18 protein-coding genes are annotated in these 18,976 nt (G+C 35.3%); 7 read left to right on the plus strand and 11 right to left on the minus strand.

What is annotated here, in order from left to right:
- Nucleotides 1–12 precede the first annotated feature (12 nt).
- Complete coding sequence (locus AY601_RS24950) at nucleotides 13–858, plus strand: endo alpha-1,4 polygalactosaminidase (protein WP_068406795.1); 846 nt, start codon at nucleotides 13–15, stop codon at nucleotides 856–858.
- A gap of 72 nt (nucleotides 859–930) precedes the next feature.
- On the opposite strand, the gene AY601_RS24955 is transcribed toward AY601_RS24950, so the two are convergent.
- The gene (locus tag AY601_RS24955) at nucleotides 931–1,344 is read right to left on the minus strand and encodes a nuclear transport factor 2 family protein (protein ID WP_068406797.1); all 414 of its coding nucleotides are present in this window, start codon (nucleotides 1,342–1,344) and stop codon (nucleotides 931–933) included.
- A 117-nt stretch (nucleotides 1,345–1,461) separates the two neighbouring features.
- Nucleotides 1,462–2,004, minus strand: coding sequence for a TetR/AcrR family transcriptional regulator (locus AY601_RS24960; protein WP_068406800.1), 543 nt, complete (start codon nucleotides 2,002–2,004; stop codon nucleotides 1,462–1,464).
- Between the two features lie 138 nt (nucleotides 2,005–2,142).
- Here AY601_RS24960 and AY601_RS24965 point away from each other — a divergent pair, with 138 nt between their 5' ends.
- From AY601_RS24965 to AY601_RS24990, 6 genes are all read left to right on the plus strand, one after another.
- Nucleotides 2,143–2,700, plus strand: a complete 558-nt coding sequence (locus tag AY601_RS24965; RefSeq protein WP_068406805.1) for a TetR/AcrR family transcriptional regulator — start codon at nucleotides 2,143–2,145, stop codon at nucleotides 2,698–2,700.
- A gap of 46 nt (nucleotides 2,701–2,746) precedes the next feature.
- Nucleotides 2,747–3,898, plus strand: coding sequence for an MFS transporter (locus AY601_RS24970; protein WP_068406808.1), 1,152 nt, complete (start codon nucleotides 2,747–2,749; stop codon nucleotides 3,896–3,898).
- A 444-nt stretch (nucleotides 3,899–4,342) separates the two neighbouring features.
- Entirely contained in the window at nucleotides 4,343–4,912 is a 570-nt protein-coding gene (locus tag AY601_RS24975; protein ID WP_068406811.1) for an adenylate kinase, read from the plus strand.
- Between the two features lie 77 nt (nucleotides 4,913–4,989).
- Nucleotides 4,990–6,012 (plus strand): GTPase ObgE, encoded by a 1,023-nt coding sequence (gene obgE, locus AY601_RS24980; protein ID WP_068406814.1) that lies wholly within the window; start codon nucleotides 4,990–4,992, stop codon nucleotides 6,010–6,012.
- A 487-nt stretch (nucleotides 6,013–6,499) separates the two neighbouring features.
- Nucleotides 6,500–8,047, plus strand: a complete 1,548-nt coding sequence (locus AY601_RS24985) for a SulP family inorganic anion transporter (protein WP_068406817.1) — start codon at nucleotides 6,500–6,502, stop codon at nucleotides 8,045–8,047.
- An 11-nt stretch (nucleotides 8,048–8,058) separates the two neighbouring features.
- Nucleotides 8,059–8,973, plus strand: a complete 915-nt coding sequence (locus AY601_RS24990; RefSeq protein ID WP_068406820.1) for a bestrophin family protein — start codon at nucleotides 8,059–8,061, stop codon at nucleotides 8,971–8,973.
- A gap of 550 nt (nucleotides 8,974–9,523) precedes the next feature.
- Here AY601_RS24990 and AY601_RS24995 read toward each other — a convergent pair.
- From AY601_RS24995 to AY601_RS25040, 9 genes are all read right to left on the minus strand, one after another.
- Complete coding sequence (locus tag AY601_RS24995; protein WP_068406822.1) at nucleotides 9,524–9,985, minus strand: JAB domain-containing protein; 462 nt, start codon at nucleotides 9,983–9,985, stop codon at nucleotides 9,524–9,526.
- 182 nt (nucleotides 9,986–10,167) lie between these two features.
- On the minus strand, nucleotides 10,168–11,334 hold the full coding sequence (locus AY601_RS25000; RefSeq protein ID WP_068406825.1) for a DGQHR domain-containing protein: 1,167 nt from the start codon (nucleotides 11,332–11,334) through the stop codon (nucleotides 10,168–10,170).
- A 5-nt stretch (nucleotides 11,335–11,339) separates the two neighbouring features.
- Entirely contained in the window at nucleotides 11,340–11,807 is a 468-nt protein-coding gene (locus AY601_RS25005) for a hypothetical protein (RefSeq protein ID WP_068406827.1), read from the minus strand.
- On the minus strand, nucleotides 11,797–12,624 hold the full coding sequence (locus AY601_RS25010) for a DNA adenine methylase (protein ID WP_068406830.1): 828 nt from the start codon (nucleotides 12,622–12,624) through the stop codon (nucleotides 11,797–11,799). The genes AY601_RS25005 and AY601_RS25010 overlap by 11 nt, the downstream gene beginning before the upstream one ends.
- 616 nt (nucleotides 12,625–13,240) lie before the next feature.
- On the minus strand, nucleotides 13,241–14,746 hold the full coding sequence (locus AY601_RS25015; RefSeq protein ID WP_068406834.1) for a P-loop ATPase, Sll1717 family: 1,506 nt from the start codon (nucleotides 14,744–14,746) through the stop codon (nucleotides 13,241–13,243).
- A gap of 277 nt (nucleotides 14,747–15,023) precedes the next feature.
- Nucleotides 15,024–15,659 carry a hypothetical protein gene (locus tag AY601_RS25020; RefSeq protein WP_068406838.1) on the minus strand — a complete coding sequence of 212 codons (636 nt, stop codon included), beginning with the start codon at nucleotides 15,657–15,659 and terminating at the stop codon, nucleotides 15,024–15,026.
- A 919-nt stretch (nucleotides 15,660–16,578) separates the two neighbouring features.
- On the minus strand, nucleotides 16,579–17,508 hold the full coding sequence (locus AY601_RS25030) for a hypothetical protein (RefSeq protein WP_068406844.1): 930 nt from the start codon (nucleotides 17,506–17,508) through the stop codon (nucleotides 16,579–16,581).
- A gap of 11 nt (nucleotides 17,509–17,519) precedes the next feature.
- Entirely contained in the window at nucleotides 17,520–17,921 is a 402-nt protein-coding gene (gene tssD, locus AY601_RS25035; protein ID WP_068406848.1) for a type VI secretion system tube protein TssD, read from the minus strand.
- 275 nt (nucleotides 17,922–18,196) lie between these two features.
- Nucleotides 18,197–18,955 (minus strand): DUF4595 domain-containing protein, encoded by a 759-nt coding sequence (locus tag AY601_RS25040; protein WP_068406851.1) that lies wholly within the window; start codon nucleotides 18,953–18,955, stop codon nucleotides 18,197–18,199.
- Nucleotides 18,956–18,976: the final 21 nt, after the last annotated feature.

An 18,976-nucleotide genomic window follows, 5' to 3' on the forward strand; every position in this document is an offset into this window, starting at 1 on the left:
TCACCTACAATTATGAAAAACACAATTCTAGTATCAATGCTGATGCTTTCTTTGACTGCTTGTCAAAAAGAAAGTACAAACAATGGAGATAATAATGTCTCGCAGGGTGATCAAAATGAAGCCAATAAAGTATCCTGGTGGCAACCCAAAGCAAGTGTGACATTTGACTGGTGCCTGGATGATCTGAAAAACAGCGATACATTTACCGCAGAAGTAGTCGATGTAGATGCATTTACGACAACTGCCCAGCAGGTAGCGGCATTACATGCGCAAGGTAAAAAAGTCATTGCATATATTTCTGCCGGAACAATTGAAGACGACAGGCCTGATATCAATCTGCTTCCAAAAGAAGTGATTGGCCAGGTGTATCCAGAGTGGCCAAAGGAGCGCTGGCTAGATATCAGACAACGGGAAAAACTAAGACCCTGGCTTAATTCCCGTATTGATCGGATTATCAGTAAAGGGTTTGATGCGATAGAGCCAGATAATCTGGATAGTTACAGTAATGAAACAGGGTTCGATATCAGTATCAATGACACTAAACTATATTGTGATTTTCTGATTAAACTAGCTCATGACAAAGGTCTGGGCATTGGTCAGAAAAATGTACCTGAGCTCTCTGCAGAATACAGTAAGAAATTCGACTGGGTATTAACTGAAGATGCCTTTGATCAAAAATGGGAGAATGATGTAAAACCTTATATCGCACAAAATAAGCCTGTGTTTGCAGTTGAATATACTGATCGGACATCACAAAGTACATTTACGAATACTATATGTCCTAAAGCAAAGAATTTAAAATATTCTGCTATTCTTAAGAAAAGAGAGCTGAATAAATGGGTTTTCACCTGTAAATAGATAAATCGTAATCTTTTCAAGCCATCAAAACCTTAAATGTCTATAAGGGTTTGATGGCTTGGTTTTTTGTATTTAGAATAATTTTCTGTCTTTCTCCTCAATTGGAATATTGTTGATAGCAGCAAACCTCTTTTGCATTAGGCCATCGGCATTGAATTCCCAATTTTCATTCCCATAAGCTCGGAACCACTGTCCTGACTCATCGTTAAATTCATATTCAAATCTAACTGCAATTCTATTGCCGGTGAAAGCCCACAGCTCCTTTTTAAGCCTGTAATTGTGTTCTTTTTTCCATTTATCCTTAAGAAAATTGACTACTTCTTCACGTCCATTGATGAATTGATTGCGATTTCTCCATTCAGTATCTATTGTATAGGCCAGAGATACACGTTCAGGATCTTTACTATTCCATGCATCTTCAGCATTTTGTACTTTAAGTAAGGCTGTTTCTGTATTAAATGGAGGTAATGGGAATTTCTTTTCCATAGCTTTATTGATTTAAAATGTTTAATAATAGAACGATCTGTCTGTTTTTTAATAAGGCAAAAGTATGAATTATTATTCATAAAGCAGACTGATCGGTCTGCTTTGTTTTTATTACAATTAAAGCAATGTTTTTATAGTTTTTTTCGACTGAATAATTGGCCATTGATCTCTGTAAAGATGGCTTTCCAGCATAGAGGATTCAAATAAAAGGTAAATGTGATCTTTTAACAATTGACCTTGTTCAGGAAATATGCTGGCCAGATAATCTCGTAAATTCTGTTTGTGGTGCTGAATAATAGTATATATAGTTTGATCAGCCGGACTGATTTCGGAAAGTATATTCATAAAGGCGCAACCTCTAAAGTCTTCCTGATCATTCATGCTGATCAGAAAATCAAATGCCGCCATCAATTTTTCTTCAGGATCAGTTAACTCTTCAGTGAATTTCATCAACGCATCAAACCAGTACTTGTGACGGAAATTAAGGAAGGCAATGCAGAGCTCTTCTTTAGATTGATAATGCAAATACAAGCTTGCGCGTGCAACTTCAGCCTCTTTGATAATCTGATTGATACCAGTAGCATTATAACCTTGAGTATAGAAAAGTCTGGTTGCTGTTTCCAGTATCCTTGTTTTAGGGTCAGCTACTTTTTTTCTCATTTCACAAAACTAAAGCTTATAATTTAAAAAAGACCTGGTAATTATGACAAGCTATAGTTGCCTGAATTATTAAAATGTATTAAAAATGGAATATATATTCCATTTTTAATACATTTGTCATCTCAAATGAGAATTTATATGAATAAAAGAGAGCAAATATTAAATGCCACATTGAAACTAATAGTTCAGAAAGGTATTGAATCAACCCCGATGTCAGAAATAGCTAAAGCAGCAGATACAGGGATGGGCGCTATATATAATTACTTTCCAAATAAAGAATCTTTGGTCAATGAATTATACTTTTATTTGAAAACTAAAGAATCGTCCATAATTGCTGAAGGATATGATAAAAGTCTTTCTGTCAAACAAAGATTTGTTTACTTGTGGAAGAAAATGATTACTTATTTCCTATCTGAACCATTGGATTTTATGTTTTTAGAGCAATTCTATTATTCCCCTGCCATTGATCCAAAAGCCAAACATCATGGAAGCCTGTACCTTAAAGATCTTGATGAAGTTTATCTCGATGGTCAAAAGCAGCAGTTGATGAAAGATGGAGACGTTAAAGAGTGGATAGGTTTTACAAGTGGGTCTCTCGTGTCGCTGGTTAAACTGCATCACAGTAATTATATCGCGCTCAAAGAAGTAACTATTGATAATTATATCCAGGCAGCCTGGGATGCAGTAAAAAATTAAATCTACCAAAATAGGAATGATTGTTCCAAGTTAAGTGAATTGTTAAATGAAAAATAAAATAGCCTACATCGGGTGCCTTAGCCTGATAGGCATGATTACAACGGAGTTCGGTGTAATTGGAATACTTCCTCAGGTAGCCGATTATTATCAGATTAGTATTGATAAAGCAGGCATGTTATTAAGTGCCTATGCAATGGTCGTTGCGCTGGCCGGCCCTTTCATGACGATGTTCGCATCCGGTTATAACAGGAAATATCTGATGGCCTTAACGATGGCTATATTTCTGTTTACCGGAATTGTATCCTCCTTTGCACCTCCATTCTGGCTGTTGATGCTGGTCAGGGTTTTACCTGCTTTTCTTCACCCGGTATTAGTCTCAACAGCTGTGGCTGCAGCAACCGCTCATGCAGATCAGAAAGACGCCCATCAGATGATGGCGATTGTGATAGGGGGGATTGGAATCGCTACGATCACTACAGTTCCATTTGCAACTTATATTGCCGGATTGTTTACGAGCTGGCAGTCTTCCTTTATGGTACAGGCAGTGATTAGTTTAACCGTACTTATAGCGATTATAGCCATGCTTCCATCGATGCCGGTTGCGGAGAAAAAATCATATAGCTCGCAGCTCCGTATCTTGAAAAAACCTGTTTTTATGGCAAGTGCTCTATTTTCATTTCTGATGATCGGGTCAATTTTCAGTACCTATAGTTACTTTGCTGATTATCTAAGCAAGGTTAATGGAATGGATGAGCAAACAATTAGTCTGATGCTTTTACTATTTGGATTAACAGGCGTTCTGGGGAATTACGTTGCGGGTAAACTATTGACCAGGAATATCACCAGGATAACTGCAGTTTTCCTGGCCGCATTAACCGTTATTGCTGTGCCCATCTATTTTTCAGGGCCTATGTCTGTGACTACCATTCTTATCATAGGGGTCTGGGGATTTATACAGACTCCATGTTTTCTGACCTCGCAAGCTTATATGATAGAGACTGCACCAGAAGCACCTGAATTTGCAAATAGTATATCAATTTCTTTTGGGAACCTGGGTATTTCAATAGGAACGGCCATTGGCGGAGTTTCTATTGCTGCGCATGGAATACACAGCACGCCATGGGTTATGTTTGCTTTTGGCGGAGCAGCATTGCTGATGATGCTGATTAAAAGAATGCTGGAATCATATCAGTCATAAAATCAATGCATGAACCTGGTCTTATAGCCCAATAAAACAGCAGCAACACCAGATAATCAAGAGCCTAATATGCAGCAGTATTTTGAAAAAAAGTAAGTATAGTAAATTAATAATTATATATTTGCAGCCTTGAAAAGATTTATGGTTACCTGTAATAAAGAGAAGAAATTTTCTTGTTTATGGCACTGAATTCTTCTGAAGGAAAATGGTCAATTGGAACAAAATGCTCGTTTTTTTGGCTAAGGCTGATTTATAACTTAAACCTTTTCTTGTTTATTCAGTACTTTGCTGAGGATATAGTCAGGGATTAATGTGATTTAAATTAACAAAAATAAATAAATTGTTTTCAGTGGTTAAATCTCTTTTTTTTAGAAGCTAATATAATCAACTGAAAAGCCTTAAGCAAATTGCGGAAAGGCTTTTAAAATTTTAAAGACAACCCAAATGCTAAATTTTGTTCTCTTTGGCCCACCGGGTGCAGGTAAAGGCACCCAATCACAAAAATTGATTGATCGTTATCAATTGATACATATTTCTACTGGTGATCTTTTTAGAGCACACATTACTAATCAAAGCCCGCTTGGTAAACAAGTGAGTGCGCTTATAGCAGACGGACAGCTTGTCCCGGATGAGATTACGATTGCTATGCTGGAAGAAGAAGTAGATAAGAATCCTGAAGCTAAAGGATTTATCTTTGACGGTTTCCCGAGAACAGTAGCTCAGGCAGCAGCATTAGATGAGTTTTTGGAAAGTAAGGATAGTTCTATCGCAGTTGTAATTGCATTGGACGTTGACCAGGTTGAACTGACCAAACGGATTGCCGAACGTCAGAAGTTAACCAATAGGGTTGATGATCATGCAGACAAGTTACAAAAGCGTATTGATGAGTATTTCAGCAAAACAGTTCACGTTTTGCCATATTATGAAGCACAGGACAAATTAAGAAAAGTAAACGGCATAGGCCAGATCGATGAGATCTTTGCTGAGTTGTGCGAAGTGCTTGATAAATATTAATTAAAATAATATAATGAATAGCGGGACGGATGTAAGTTCTTCCCGCTATTTTTATTAGTAAGAAAAAATAAAAGGTTATGTCACAGGGTTCGAATTTTGTAGATTATGTTAAGATATGCTGCCGTTCAGGAAAAGGAGGGTCAGGTTCTTCGCATTTACACCGTGATAAGATGACCTCAACAGGTGGTCCGGATGGTGGTGATGGTGGTAGAGGCGGACATATTATCCTGAGAGGGAACGCTCAGTTCTGGACCCTTTTACACTTAAAATACCGCAAGCATATTCTTGCTACCGATGGCGGACCTGGTTCAAGTTCTACTAGTACAGGTAAGTCTGGTAAAGACGAATACCTTGATGTTCCTCTGGGGACTATCGCTAAAGATGCTGAAACCGGAGAAGATCTTTTTGAAATTACTGAAGACGGACAAACTGAAATCCTGACTGCAGGAGGTAGGGGAGGACTTGGAAACTGGCATTTTAAAACTTCTACTTTACAGACCCCGCGTTTCGCACAACCTGGAGAGTCAGGTACCGAACAATGGGTCGTGCTTGAATTGAAAGTTTTAGCTGACGTTGGTTTAGTTGGGTTCCCGAATGCTGGAAAATCTACTTTGCTTTCTGTCGTTTCAGCAGCAAAACCTGAAATCGCTGATTACCCATTTACAACACTTGTCCCTAACCTGGGGATTGTTTCTTACCGTGCGAATAAATCATTCGTCATGGCTGATATTCCTGGGATTATTGAAGGTGCATCTAAAGGAAAAGGTTTAGGGTACCGTTTCTTACGTCACATTGAACGTAATTCTGTACTCTTATTTATGGTTCCTGCAGATACCAACAGAACGATCACAGAAGAGTACGAAATTCTTAAATCAGAATTGCTTGACTATAACCCGGAGTTAATGCAAAAACCTCATTTATTGGCAATCACTAAATCTGATATGCTGGACGATGAGCTGGTAGCTGAAATTAAGAAAGATCTTCCTGCAAATATTCCTTCAGTATTTATTTCTTCAGTTGCACAAAAAGGGCTTGTGGAGTTAAAGGATATGATTTGGCAGGCGATTGATGCTGATCAGACCTCTCCTTTGCCAAAATAAATTTTCTGATTTTTATTGAATTATTTGTTATTATTCTTAATTATTTTTAAATTAGGGTTAACAATCAGTGCCTTACCATCTGCTCTTCTAATTCTTCCGCTTCTCATTCAGAATAGAATTTCTCCTGCAGATCAGAATAGGCACAGGTTTTGCACATCTTCAATTTAAATTTTTAATGTATGGATAAGAGATCATTTTATTTCCTTTTTACAATATTAGCTGCTTCGATGCTCATTTTAGGAACTTACAAAGTTACCAAGAAAAAAAATCATAACCCGAATACACATAACGAGTCTACTAAAGTCATTAAGTAGAGGTTGCCATTAAAAATGGCAGCCTCTACTTCCCCCGTAATACAACATCAGTTGAAAGACAACGGCTCATTGCTGAGCAATATAATTTGTCTTCCTTAATATTTCCTGCTTTTCCCTGATCTTGAAGAGCTATTAGCTATTCATTTAATTTTATTGATTAGCTTTGACTTATAATGATGTCAAAACTAAATCTTTTCGACTTTTCACAAAAGATTGATTATAAAGTAGAAATTCTTGCCGGTTTAACGGTCGCTATGACCATGATACCTGAATCTTTATCCTTTGCTATTCTTGGTGGATTTCCACCTTTAGCAGGCTTATATGCTGCCTTTATTATGGGGCTGTTTACTGCTGTTTTTGGTGGAAGGCCAGGTATGGTTTCGGGAGGCGCAGGTGCCACAGTAATTGTATTGATTGCACTGATGAAATCTCACGGTATAGAATATGTCTTTGCTGCGGTTGCGTTAGCTGGAATATTTCAAATTCTGGTAGGCATATTTAAGCTGGGTAAATTTATCAGGCTTGTTCCTCAGCCCGTAATGTTCGGATTTGTAAATGGCCTTGCTATTATTATCTTTATGTCACAGCTAGAACAGTTTAAAACTGTAGTTAATGGACATTCGGCATGGCTATCAGGTAATCCACTTTGGATTATGCTCGGGCTGGTTGCGCTGACTATAGCAATTGTAGTTTTTCTGCCCAAAATAACCAAAGCAGTCCCTTCTTCACTTGTCGCCATTATTGTTGTATTTGCTATCGTATTGACATTAGGTATTGATACTAAGGTTGTAAAAAATATTGCTGCAGTAAGCGGTGGTTTTCCTCCCTTTCACATCCCGGCAATCCCTTTTAACCTGAACACGCTCAGTATAATCTTTCCATTTGCACTAATTATGGCAGGTGTAGGATTGACTGAAGGATTACTTACACTGAACCTGGTAGATGAAATTACTGGAACAAAAGGAAACAGCAGTAAGGAGTGTATTGCGCAAGGCGGTGCGAATATGTTAAATGGTTTCTTTTTCGGAATGGGAGGTTGCCCGATGATTGCCCAAACCCTGGTCAATCTTTCTGCGGGATCAAGAGCCCGGTTATCGGGTATTGTAGCTGCTTTTACAATTCTTATGATCATTATCTGGGGTGCACCAATTATTGAAAGAGTGCCCATGGCAGCATTGGTGGGCGTGATGGTGATGGTTGCAATAGGCACCTTTGAGTGGATGAGTTTCAGGATTATAAACAAAATGCCTAAACAGGATATTTTTGTGGGGATAATGGTTGCTGGAATTACAGTTTGGCTGCACAATCTGGCGTTAGCCGTACTGATCGGGGTAATTCTTTCAGCGCTCTTTTTTGCCTGGGATAATTCTAAACGTATACGTGTCAAAAAATATACAGATCAAGCAGGAGTAATGCATTACGAGCTACTTGGTCCCTTATTTTTTGGATCTGTTACTACATTCACTGAACAATTTGATATTTCTTCAGATCCGGAACAGGTAGTAATAGACTTTAAAGAAAGCAGAATAGCAGATATGTCTGCCATAGACGCTATTCACAAATTGACAAAAAGATATTTTGAGGCTAACAAGACTTTGCAGTTGCGACATCTGAGTGCTGATTGCAGGAGTTTATTACAAGATGCAGCTACCGTAATTGAAGTTAATATTCTGGAGGATCCGAATTACTTCATTGCAACAGATAGAAGATATAAAAATTAAAATCAGAACTTATGATCATCAGGAAAAAAGAAAACTGGCTAAGGATGCTTTTCATCTGGAAAGGATCTGTATTACCTCAGATTCTCTTTCGATTATTGCTTTTGTTATTCATCTCCATTGTCATAGTCTATTTCCGCGGCTCATTCTTTAATTATAAAATACAGTTGAACCCGGGGCCATTTACACTTTTTGGAATTGCCCTTGCCATCTTCTTTGGCTTTAGAAATAATGTTAGTTATGAACGATTTTGGGAGGGTAGAAAGCTTTGGGGCTCTTTATTGAATACAACACGTTCCTTAACCAGACAAGCGCAGACTCTTGTTCAAACAGAAGATAAGGAAGAAATTAACAAATTTGTAGATTTGCTGATCTCATTTACTTATGCGCTGAAGCATCAATTACGCCATACAGATGCGACAAATGATATTGCTGAAATCTCTGGCGAAAACTTAGCAAATAAATTGAAACCTGCTACTTACAAACCTGCTATGCTGATCAAAGAAATGGGGTTATGGGTGAAAAAGCATAGATTAAAAGGAGACTTTGATTCCATTCTTACTGTCAGTTTTGACCAGAATTTAAGTGAGTTATCAAATATTGTAGGCGGGTGCGAGCGAATTGCCAGTACCCCAATCCCATATACCTACAAAGTATTGCTTCACCGTACTGTTTACATCTACTGCTTCTTATTGCCATTTGGTTTTGTAGATAGCTTAGGCTGGATGATGCCAGTTATAGTTTCTTTTATAGCCTATACTTTTGTTGCTTTAGAGGCTGTTGCAGATGAGCTGGAAGATCCTTTTGGATTAGAGCCGAATGATCTTGCGCTGAATTCACTTTGCAGGACTATAGAAAATACTTTACTGGAACTTTCTGACCGTGACCTTAAAACACCAACCCCTGAAAAGGATTATATATTGAATTAATGTCATTACACGCTATTTCTGTGTAATAATCACAATAATTGATTTTGGGCAGCGTTTAATTTTACGATTATCCTATGATAATTGCGATTGATTACAGACTATTGTTAAAAATTGTTAATTATCAGATGGAAACTGATTGTTTTTGCGACATTTGAGTAGTAAACAGGTCATTTTAGACCTCGTAATCATACAAATTCGTTCATAATTGGGTCAGTGGGTGGCTATTTCCCCTTTAATTACAGAAGAAATAAGTGTTTTCTTAAACTGGCTCAATTTTTATATAGATAATATTGTGTATCTGTCTCAGATACAGAAAAGAAAAACCCGTTCATACAGGTTTATATTTGGTTAGAAAAGGGATGTGTCTGGATGGAACATCCCTTTCTTGTTTCTTAGGTTATTATATTCCTGTTTATTAGTGCGTTAGGTTTGATTCGAAGATAAAGTGTTAATGAATCTGTTAATTGGTTTTTATTCTATTCTGTACTAATATAGAAGTTTTGGAAGGATTTTTAAAGATTATATCCCTGCTTTTATCCCTGTTGTAGCTCTAAAGTATCCCATTCTCCTGGAAGCTATAGTATCCATCTTTGCTAATGATCAAGTGATCTAAAATCTCTATATCAAGTATTTTAGCACCCTCTTTCAATTTCTTTGTGACTTCAATATCTTCGGCTCCCGGTTCCAATTCTCCACTTGGATGATTATGTGAAAGTATAATTCCACTAGCACCCGCTTTTAATGCAATTGCAAATACCACCTTTGGATCGACTAATGTTCCATGTATTCCACCTTGTGAGATGTCAACCAGACCTAACACTCGGTTCTTTCTGTTTACGAGGATGATTTTGAAATCTTCTAAGTACTCGATTCTGTCTTTACTCCATTGCTGTATTAACACTCCGTAAGCATCCTCACAACCTCTAATTCGAGGTCTATCTGCAATCTTGTACTTAGGCTTGAACGCTAGTTGAACCTCTGCCACTTTGAATAATTTTGATTGTAATACCATATGATTTTAATTAATTATGGTACTCAACCAAGCTTTCAGCTCAACTAAGTCAAGAAGCAACGGAATAAATGGGTGGTGTGGTTGGCATGTGAGCGTTTATGCCGGAATTTCTTGAAACATGTTGAATTGAGAAGCTTAACTTTGTGTAATATAAATTAAAATATGATAAAAACCTATAGGATTTAAAACATGTCTTCATCTAGCTTTCCAAGACCACTCTGTGATAATAAATCTCTATATAATTGACCTTGCCCTGAAGATCCCGGAATATATACTTCTTTTGTGAAATTAGCTTCAGGGATTTGTATACTCGCGAAAATTCGAATAAAATCATCCTTTGATATGATTTCCCCTATCCGATTAAAGCTCAGATATGCATCTTTAAAGAATCTCATCAATGCAGAAAATCCGGTAGATTTATTAAGAATGTTGTTATCCGCTCCTGAGTTCCATGCGTCTGGCCATTTCATACTAACCGCATAAAAATAATTAAAAATTATTTGAGCAATTTGAATATCATTATCGTCCAATATAAATATATTACGCAAAAATAATCTATGCAACTCCTTCCCAGAAATTAAAGGGAGTTTTGAATCTTTATCTTTATGGACCTTGTAAAAATTTCTGTCTGACTGGGGATCGCTTGTGATATATTTTAAGAGAGATTTAACAAAAGTATCCTGTGTAATTGTTTCTGTTTCTTTATTTACAGCAGTTCCCAAAATCTTAATTTTTTTATAGAAAGGACTTCCTTCTTTTTTATTTAGAGCACGAGCAATATTATGTGCCGTTTTTTGTGGGCTCCTTGTTTTTGCAAACGCAAATAAATCCGCTACCAATGAATTGCTGACATTTTTCTGTTCCTTATTTATTGTTGCGAATACAATTGCTTGATCCTCAAGCTCCATATCTATGTAAATAGTTACAATTAACTGAAATTGACTTTGGTCTCTTTCAAAATGTCTAAGACCAGCAATTCTGTGCTGGCCATCTAAAACCTTTGCAACGTCATCTTTATAAAGAATTTTCATGGTATGTGTCTCAGGATTATAAGTTGCATAATCCGAAGAGATTGATAAAATGATGCTATTGGGGAAAGTGGCATCTATTAAATTAACATACTTCCCAATTTCATTCTCCCTATTGGGATTTAATTCTCTTTGAATACCAATATAATCTTCGACTTCACGATTTTCAATTCCAATTTCCATACGACGAACATCAGCAAAACAAATTGTTTCTAGATCACCACAGTTTATAATTGCTATGTACATTGAGCCAATTGGCTGAATCGCTTCTAAACATTGAATTTCAATATATTGTTCATTTTGAACCTCTATCTCACGCATTTTACTTAAACTAGATTATCTTCAATTATTTGTTGTTCTTCTCTTCTTTCTTCAGCAACATCTGTAGTAGGTCTTCTTACCAAAACCTGCGATATAACAAAAGAGATTAAGGAAAATATAAGTACAATAATAGAAACGTACTTGGCAAATGTAATGTTTGTTTCATTGTCAGCCTTCATCATTGCGTAGAGCATTGAAATAATTATCATAGCACAAACTATGATCTTATTTAGGATATCCTTCCAATCGCTTTCCTTTACTCTAGTCTGATTATAAACTAGATATGAGGCACTTAAAAATGATATCCCATAAAGTAGTACATCTCCAGACAGCAAGGTCTCACCAAGGGTTGCGATTTGACCTTTCCGCCAAAAGTTTAAAGATAACCAAATGGTCGGCTGAACGGTAAACACTAAAATTAAGAGAGTATCAATTAATGCTGGCAGTATAGCTTTTTTTAAGTTATTTTCCATTGACAATATTTGTAAAGATTAATTCATTGTAGGCAGTTCTTTTTGCCCCTTTTCCGCCAATTGAACTAGGTCTGTTCACTTTTGAGTAAATTCCAATATCTTTATATAGCTCTTCTATACTGATATGTGCAGCATTTGTCATAATAAAATAAGCCCCTAATTTATTTAATTTCACCAAAAATTCGTTGAGTCTAACTTGATCTTCCCAAGCGAATATCTTTTGGTTATATTTAACAAAGCCATTATTCTCATGAGCCACCGTATAAGGTGGATCTAAAAATATTAGATCTCCTTTTTTTATTGTTTCAATTGTATCGAAAAAATCCATACAACTTATTGAAGTATCAGAAAGCATATTGCTTCCGTCAACCAAATTTTCTAAATCAAATAATTTCGCAAGGTTCCTATTACCAAACGGGACGTTATATTCTCCATTTTTATTAACTCTATAAATACCATTGAAAGAAGTCCTATTCAAATATAAAAACTTAGCTGCGTTATCAACGGAATCAGTAAATACTTGGGATCTCATATTATAATAAAATTCCTGTTCATTTTTGAAACTTGATAACCTTTTAATTATATCATTAGGTTTTGATTTAATTAACTGATAAGTTTCAACAAGCTCTCCATTTAAATCAGACAGATAAGATGAATTTTGGATAAATCCTTGTGATTTTAGATAAAAAAAGACAGATCCACCACCAAGAAAAGGCTCATAATAATTATTAAACTTATCAGGCAGATATTTGTGTAATTCTTTAATAAGCCAGTTTTTTCCACCAGCCCATCTTAAAAATGGTTTAACTATAATCATGAGAGCTATTAAAGCCAATTAACAAAGTGTTATATGTTCAAATATAGCTCAATCTACTAAATATGCAAATTTAACACAAGTAAAATTATCAAATAATAAATTTAATTATTTTACTTTTAATTGAAGTTGTCGCTTTAACATTTCACATATTCTGATCAACAAAACTCATTGTAATTGTTTTTTGTTAAACTTAACTATTATTGTACGTCATACTTCTCAATTAATTCCGCATATTGTTTATAAATCCGTTTAAATGGACCTTTTTGGTAGCTCATTAATTCTATTGGGTCATCTAATAAGTCCGCCAATTTAACTCCACTATCCACGTACTCAAATCCATTTAATAATTCATTATTAACGATCATAGGTCTAATAGAAACATCATAACCTTTATGCTTATGACGTTCTAAAAAGTGCAAGAGGAAATCCGTATTACTGAGTCCACCTCCTGATCCTTCAAGAGCAAAATAACCTTATCCAAACTGGGTAATCTTTTCTGTAACTCTTTCAACAATAACAGGAATAACTAAATTCCAAGCACCTGAATCTTTATGTTTTTGAATGAATAGATAAACAGTTTTTGCTTATTCGGAGATATGTCTTTTATGATCTATAATCAGTTAATCCTTCTATAGTGATGATAAATGCATTTTGGCAAGGTAAGCGACAAATCATCTTTATCCATTCTTTCTAATTCTGTATCTTCTCGATAATTAAAATACAGATCACCGTTCCTATTCTGGTAAACTATTAGAGAATAGGAGAGCAGGATATCGACGACCTTATTAGGTTCCATATCAAAGTTCAATTCAGAAATTTTCATTAGAATCAAATCGTATTTTAAGCCTTGATTTTCAATTATAAAAGGAAATAATAATCTAAAAATTATGTCTTTCTCGCGCTCATTGAAATGCAAACTTAACTCACTTTTGATTTCAGCCAAATTAATGTTAATATATTTCTCAAGTATCCTTTTAAGATTAATGCTACTAATAGGAAAAGGATACTTTTCATTGCTTAATACAGATAGAAAGGTTATAACGTCCCGTGGTCTGTAAAATGTAAAATCTAAAACGGATTTAAATGAAGATTTCAAAACATTGTCATTCTTAAATAATGAATTCCATGGGTCATTAGAAAATTTAATATTGTGATTCTTGAAATTTATTTCAATTCTTTTGTTAACTAGCTTTTTCAAAGGATTGTTGTTTTCATCAAGAGATGAGGCATAATGATTATACCAATTAATGACAATTTCATAACTTGCAAATATTTTTGCTGAGTCTGGAAATTTTGATATAAGATTACCTCTTATATCGTCTCTTATGAAAACAAGTATTTTCGCTTTGTTATTTAAAAATATGTTATTATTATAATATTTGGCTAGTCTTAATAACTCGATTATTTTTTGATTATCATAATCATTTTTAATATCATAATTTATGTCTAGATCGTCGAATAATAGCCAAAATTCTAGTTCTCTATTAACGGGGTAATCTAAAATTAGCTTCACAATATCCTTAAGGGGATCTATTATTTTAAAAAATGGTGCTTTCGTAACTTTGACATCAAAATACTTTTTAAACACTCCACCAAATGCGTGAGTTAAGACCCCAAAACTGACTTCACCTCCCGATTTTTTAAATCCTTCATCTATCTGAAATTTATCGACATCAATAATACCAGAATTGTTTTCAAGAAATTTCTGTAACTTAGAGTAAGCCATAGTGTATTGACTATGATGGTTCTTGACTATTAATTTCACAATATTGATTAAAATAAGCCATTCAAAGAGCAGCATTTCATTTCTCTTTTCATCTAATGTGTGTTGAATTGACTTCTGAATATCAAAATCACTTATTCGTAAAATTGTTGCAAAAGAATCATTAGTCAAGTCAGATTTGTCTTTGATAAACTTTGCAATGGCCGATTTACCAACCCCTTTTCTTCCTGAAAAGATGAATTTACCTCTTTGTAAATTATCTAAAATATCCAAGTAGTCTTCAAAATAATCAATCAACTTGTACCCATTGATATTTTCACCTTCCGCTTCTGGAGATCCAAAATAGAATCCTTTGGTATCATTACTAGGCAGTGACTTATTTTTCTCAAATATCCCCATAAATATACTTTCTTAAATTAAAAATATCCCGATAGCAGCTAGCTTTCCGTTACGTTGACAAGCAAGATATCGATTAAATTTATTATTTGCATTGAAAAATTACACTAACCGAAAATATATAAAACAAATATATTTTGCTAATTATAGTATCCTTTTAGGATAACCTTTATCTTTGCTCGTCGCCTATGAACTGATCGAAGACATAAAAGGAAAAATACGGTAGTACGACTTTGACTATAGTTATTGCTGTAATTTGTAAAGCACGAATTTCAGACAATTAAACACCATTTGCTAACGATTTTATTTTGGCTAGAAGATCTTGATGCTGATGTATAAGATTTTCTTCTTTTGCTAATCGGATCTTAAATGTATCAACTGTAAATTCGAGAGCTTGTTTCTCTTTTTTCTGTAGAAAATAGAAGGTGTAAATTTCCATTTCTTTCACGGTTGAGCAAGCACTATCCATTTCTGTAAGCATTTCCCATAATTCGGCAAGCGTTAGTGCGTATCGACTTTTGAATTGCAGCTCCACATATGAATATTTATAAAGCAAGCTTTTCTCGATATGTTGAAATGTAGCCGTGCTGACAATATTTTCGTCGCGGAAATTGATATCGATTAGCAGCCAATTCTTCAATCCAATTCCTTCAATAATGTCTCCTGCTCTATTAAGGAAGCAGAACAATTCTGTTGTATAAAAAGTCTTACCGTAAGAGGGATAAGGATATTTAATACAGCAGACATGATAATCTGGATTGCCCGTAATACTCATAACATTATTTTTGCTTTCTCTGACGGTATTGTTGGGAAGGATCGTAAAATAGACAGGTGAAACTGTAATCGTTGGATTAGCGGATCTCTTATCTGCATAAGCAGCATCAAATAAAGATTGAAGTATGGGAAGTCTGTGCATAATAACTGTGTAAGCATTTATAAAGCAATTTAATTAAATCTTTGGAAACAGCGATATATTTTAGCTCACCTAACCAAGCGAATTGAGGTTAAAATGTACGCAGAGGTAATGCCATAGGCATGACTGCGTGCTATGTCGTAGACACAAGACGAAGTCGATGTTTTAGCCGACGCGTGGTGAGCATATACTAAAGGATGGCTGAGGTATTTAAAATCAACAGAGAGAAACGAAGGAGATTTTGAAGGCGAAGGAAGCTATCACGGAGCAATGAAGTTTGCGGAAAGCATTCATGTATGACAGATATAATTTAAACTGAGTGAATCCAGGATAAACTTATCCTAGATGAACGAAGGCATATCTGGCATTCTTAATGCACCGCTTATAGATGCGGAGTACCGATTTTCCTGCGACTTGCTTTGTTAATCCACAACAGGAATGATAGAACGAATAGTCTGTACTGCCACAGGTTTGATATCACCGCAGGAAGTTTATAATATAACTGAATGACCACTCCATCCCTTTCACGGCTTAAGCCGCTTTTCTGTGGAAGGGATGATGTTGGGAATGTTGTATTGTTCAAATTATTCTTAAATATCAGAACAATGCAGAAAGAGTAAACAGAAAGAAGCAGAATGGAATCAGCATCAACCATAGGTATGGTTTAATAGTCACCTTAATCTTACATATCTTTTCAATAATAAAAAGTAACAAAGAAAAGAGTGCGATTAAGAATAAGAATACAGCTAATTTCCCTAATACGTAATCCATAGGATTCTCTTTAATCAGTTTGTCGAATTGCTTAGATGTGCCCAAATAAAAGAAGTTGCATATAAATGAAACTGGCACACATATACCAAAGAGTATTGCTCTCAAAGTGGGGTAAACAAGTTCTTTAAGTGTTTTGTCTGAGAACATAGCTTTAATACTTGTGTTGACTTTTATAATTAAACTGATTAATTTTTGAGTTTTCTTCTGCCATGTATTGTTTATAGTCTAATTTAGTTCCATTATACCACGCAAAGACGGTGTGATTAGGTGTTGATTGTGGAATCTGGCTTTGCCAACTATATCCATAATCTCTGCCTGTTTTTATCATTAAGGTACGTAAATCAGCTAAAGCATTCCAAACATCTGATCCTTTTGTATCACCGTGCATAGTAAACAAATCGTTAACCAGCCCGCCAAAATCTTTATATGCAATGGCAATGCGTTCAACACCACCATGTACAGGATTATTATTAGTTGCCCAATCTCCGCTAGCTTTACCAGTATAGCCTAATTGGTAGGCTCTTACTCCCTGTGGGCTATCAAAGTTGCCACTATCAAATGATGATAAATATATAATAAAAGTTACCTTCCATCCTTTTTCTAAGAGTAATTTAGCTAACCCGGCTGCATATGCACAGCCTTCACTATGGCCAACTATATAAAAGGAATGTCTTGTTTTGTCCATTCCATGTGTTAGCGTGGCCAATTTCTTAGCATTTCTTGCACCAGTTTCAATTTTGTTCCGTAGAAATGAGGTTTCTGATAATCCATATCCGAATTTATCGCTTATCTTCTTATACATGGTTCCTGCCCATTCGTAAGTAGAATATTCCTCATAAGCTCGTTCGGCTCTGCCACCAAGAACTTCATCAAGAACGACCATACTTGAGCCGTCCAAACATACAGATCCTTCATCTATTCTTTCATTTAGTCCAAAAAAATGTTGAGCTGCACGTGCGAAAGAGTTAAAGTCTCCACCATTCCAATAGGTCTTACCAGCGCTATCTGCTCCCGCAACCCTTCCAATCCAATTATTCTGCCAATGACCATTTATAAAAATGATCTTTCCTTTATTTATCATAACATAATGGATTAATCAGGCCAATCATTGTTATGATCTATACCATTTACTTTAAGTCTTTTAGCTGACAATACAATCGAAGTAACCATGCTTGATGAACCAACTGCATTAAAGTTAGTATGGTATTCCACACAATAGGCGTCCTCAAAAGCAACTCTTTGAAAAGCACTCTCTTCGTCAAGCTTCATAAATGTCACCAAACCTGTGCGTCTTTTATAACTATCAACCATCCATTTAAGTAAAAAATCATCCGGTGGTGTAGTAATCTGTATGAATACGTTTCCGCCTAATGCAGGAGAGCTTGGCCTTCCCTTATCATCAGTTTGTTGCCGGAAAGAATAATTGCATTGCAAAATGTCATACCCTTTAACCGGGTTATCTGCAAATTTTAAAACAGCTTTAAATGACGACATATAATTTGATTTATGTTTCTATGAGTAGATTATTAAAAGTAATAATTAATATCAATATACAGATATTATAATAAGCATGAATTTTATCCATTGGTTAATTATCATCGCACTCAGCATTTCATTTCTAATAATTACACTCATTTGTGTAGTAGGTGGTATGAAGGTTATCTGATGCCTCCAAAGGCTCTTGCTCAATTACTATAGGTAAAAAGTTTAAATGAAAAGAGCCACAAATGCGGCTCTAATCTTGGTGTGTTGCAATATGTTCTTAAACGTTATTGGCACTGGTAAGTGAAGTTAACAGTATTCACTCCGTTAAAATAACCGCCACTTGCTTGCCTTGTAATCTCCAATGATACAATTTTACCGTCCGTATCCTTTTTATAAACATAAGTATCATTAAAATTCTGTGTAACTCCTGATATTGTCCTCTGCTTGGTAATACTTTTAACCAAATTCTTTGATCCTTTACCAAGGAAAGCAATATTAAAGTTTGAATAAGTACTCTCATTGAATACTAGCGAGCTATGGAGAGCATTCTCATATCCTAATAGGTTTTGTACCGCTTCGGCATCATAATACGTAATGTTTACTGTTTCAAATCCATCAATAATAACCTTCGTTAAATTGCCATTGGTATAGGAAAGTATAAAGTTAGATGTCGTTGGATTCGGTCTGTAAGCTTTTTCTATTAGATAGCCATCAGAATCGTATTTATAGGTATCAAACTTATCTAATATAATACGACCAGCAGCATCAATATTGAATGACTGATTTTCAGTTCCTTTAGTATCCGTAAAGTTGACTCTATCTGTTTGATATGTAAATATTCCATTGCCATAACCATAAAGGTTGGTTACTTTGGAAATCTTACCAGTAGCATCGTAACTGTAGGTAGAAGCCGGATCATTATTTTCTTTAATTGATACGATTTTACAGTTACCAGAGACTTTCTCAGGCTCATTAGTACCACTCTTCTTACAAGAGCTTAGTGCAAGCACCGCCATTAACATTAACAAGTTCGTTGTTTTCATATATTACTATCTATTATTGGT

This window comes from Pedobacter cryoconitis (genome assembly GCF_001590605.1).
Lineage (GTDB): Bacteria > Bacteroidota > Bacteroidia > Sphingobacteriales > Sphingobacteriaceae > Pedobacter > Pedobacter cryoconitis_A.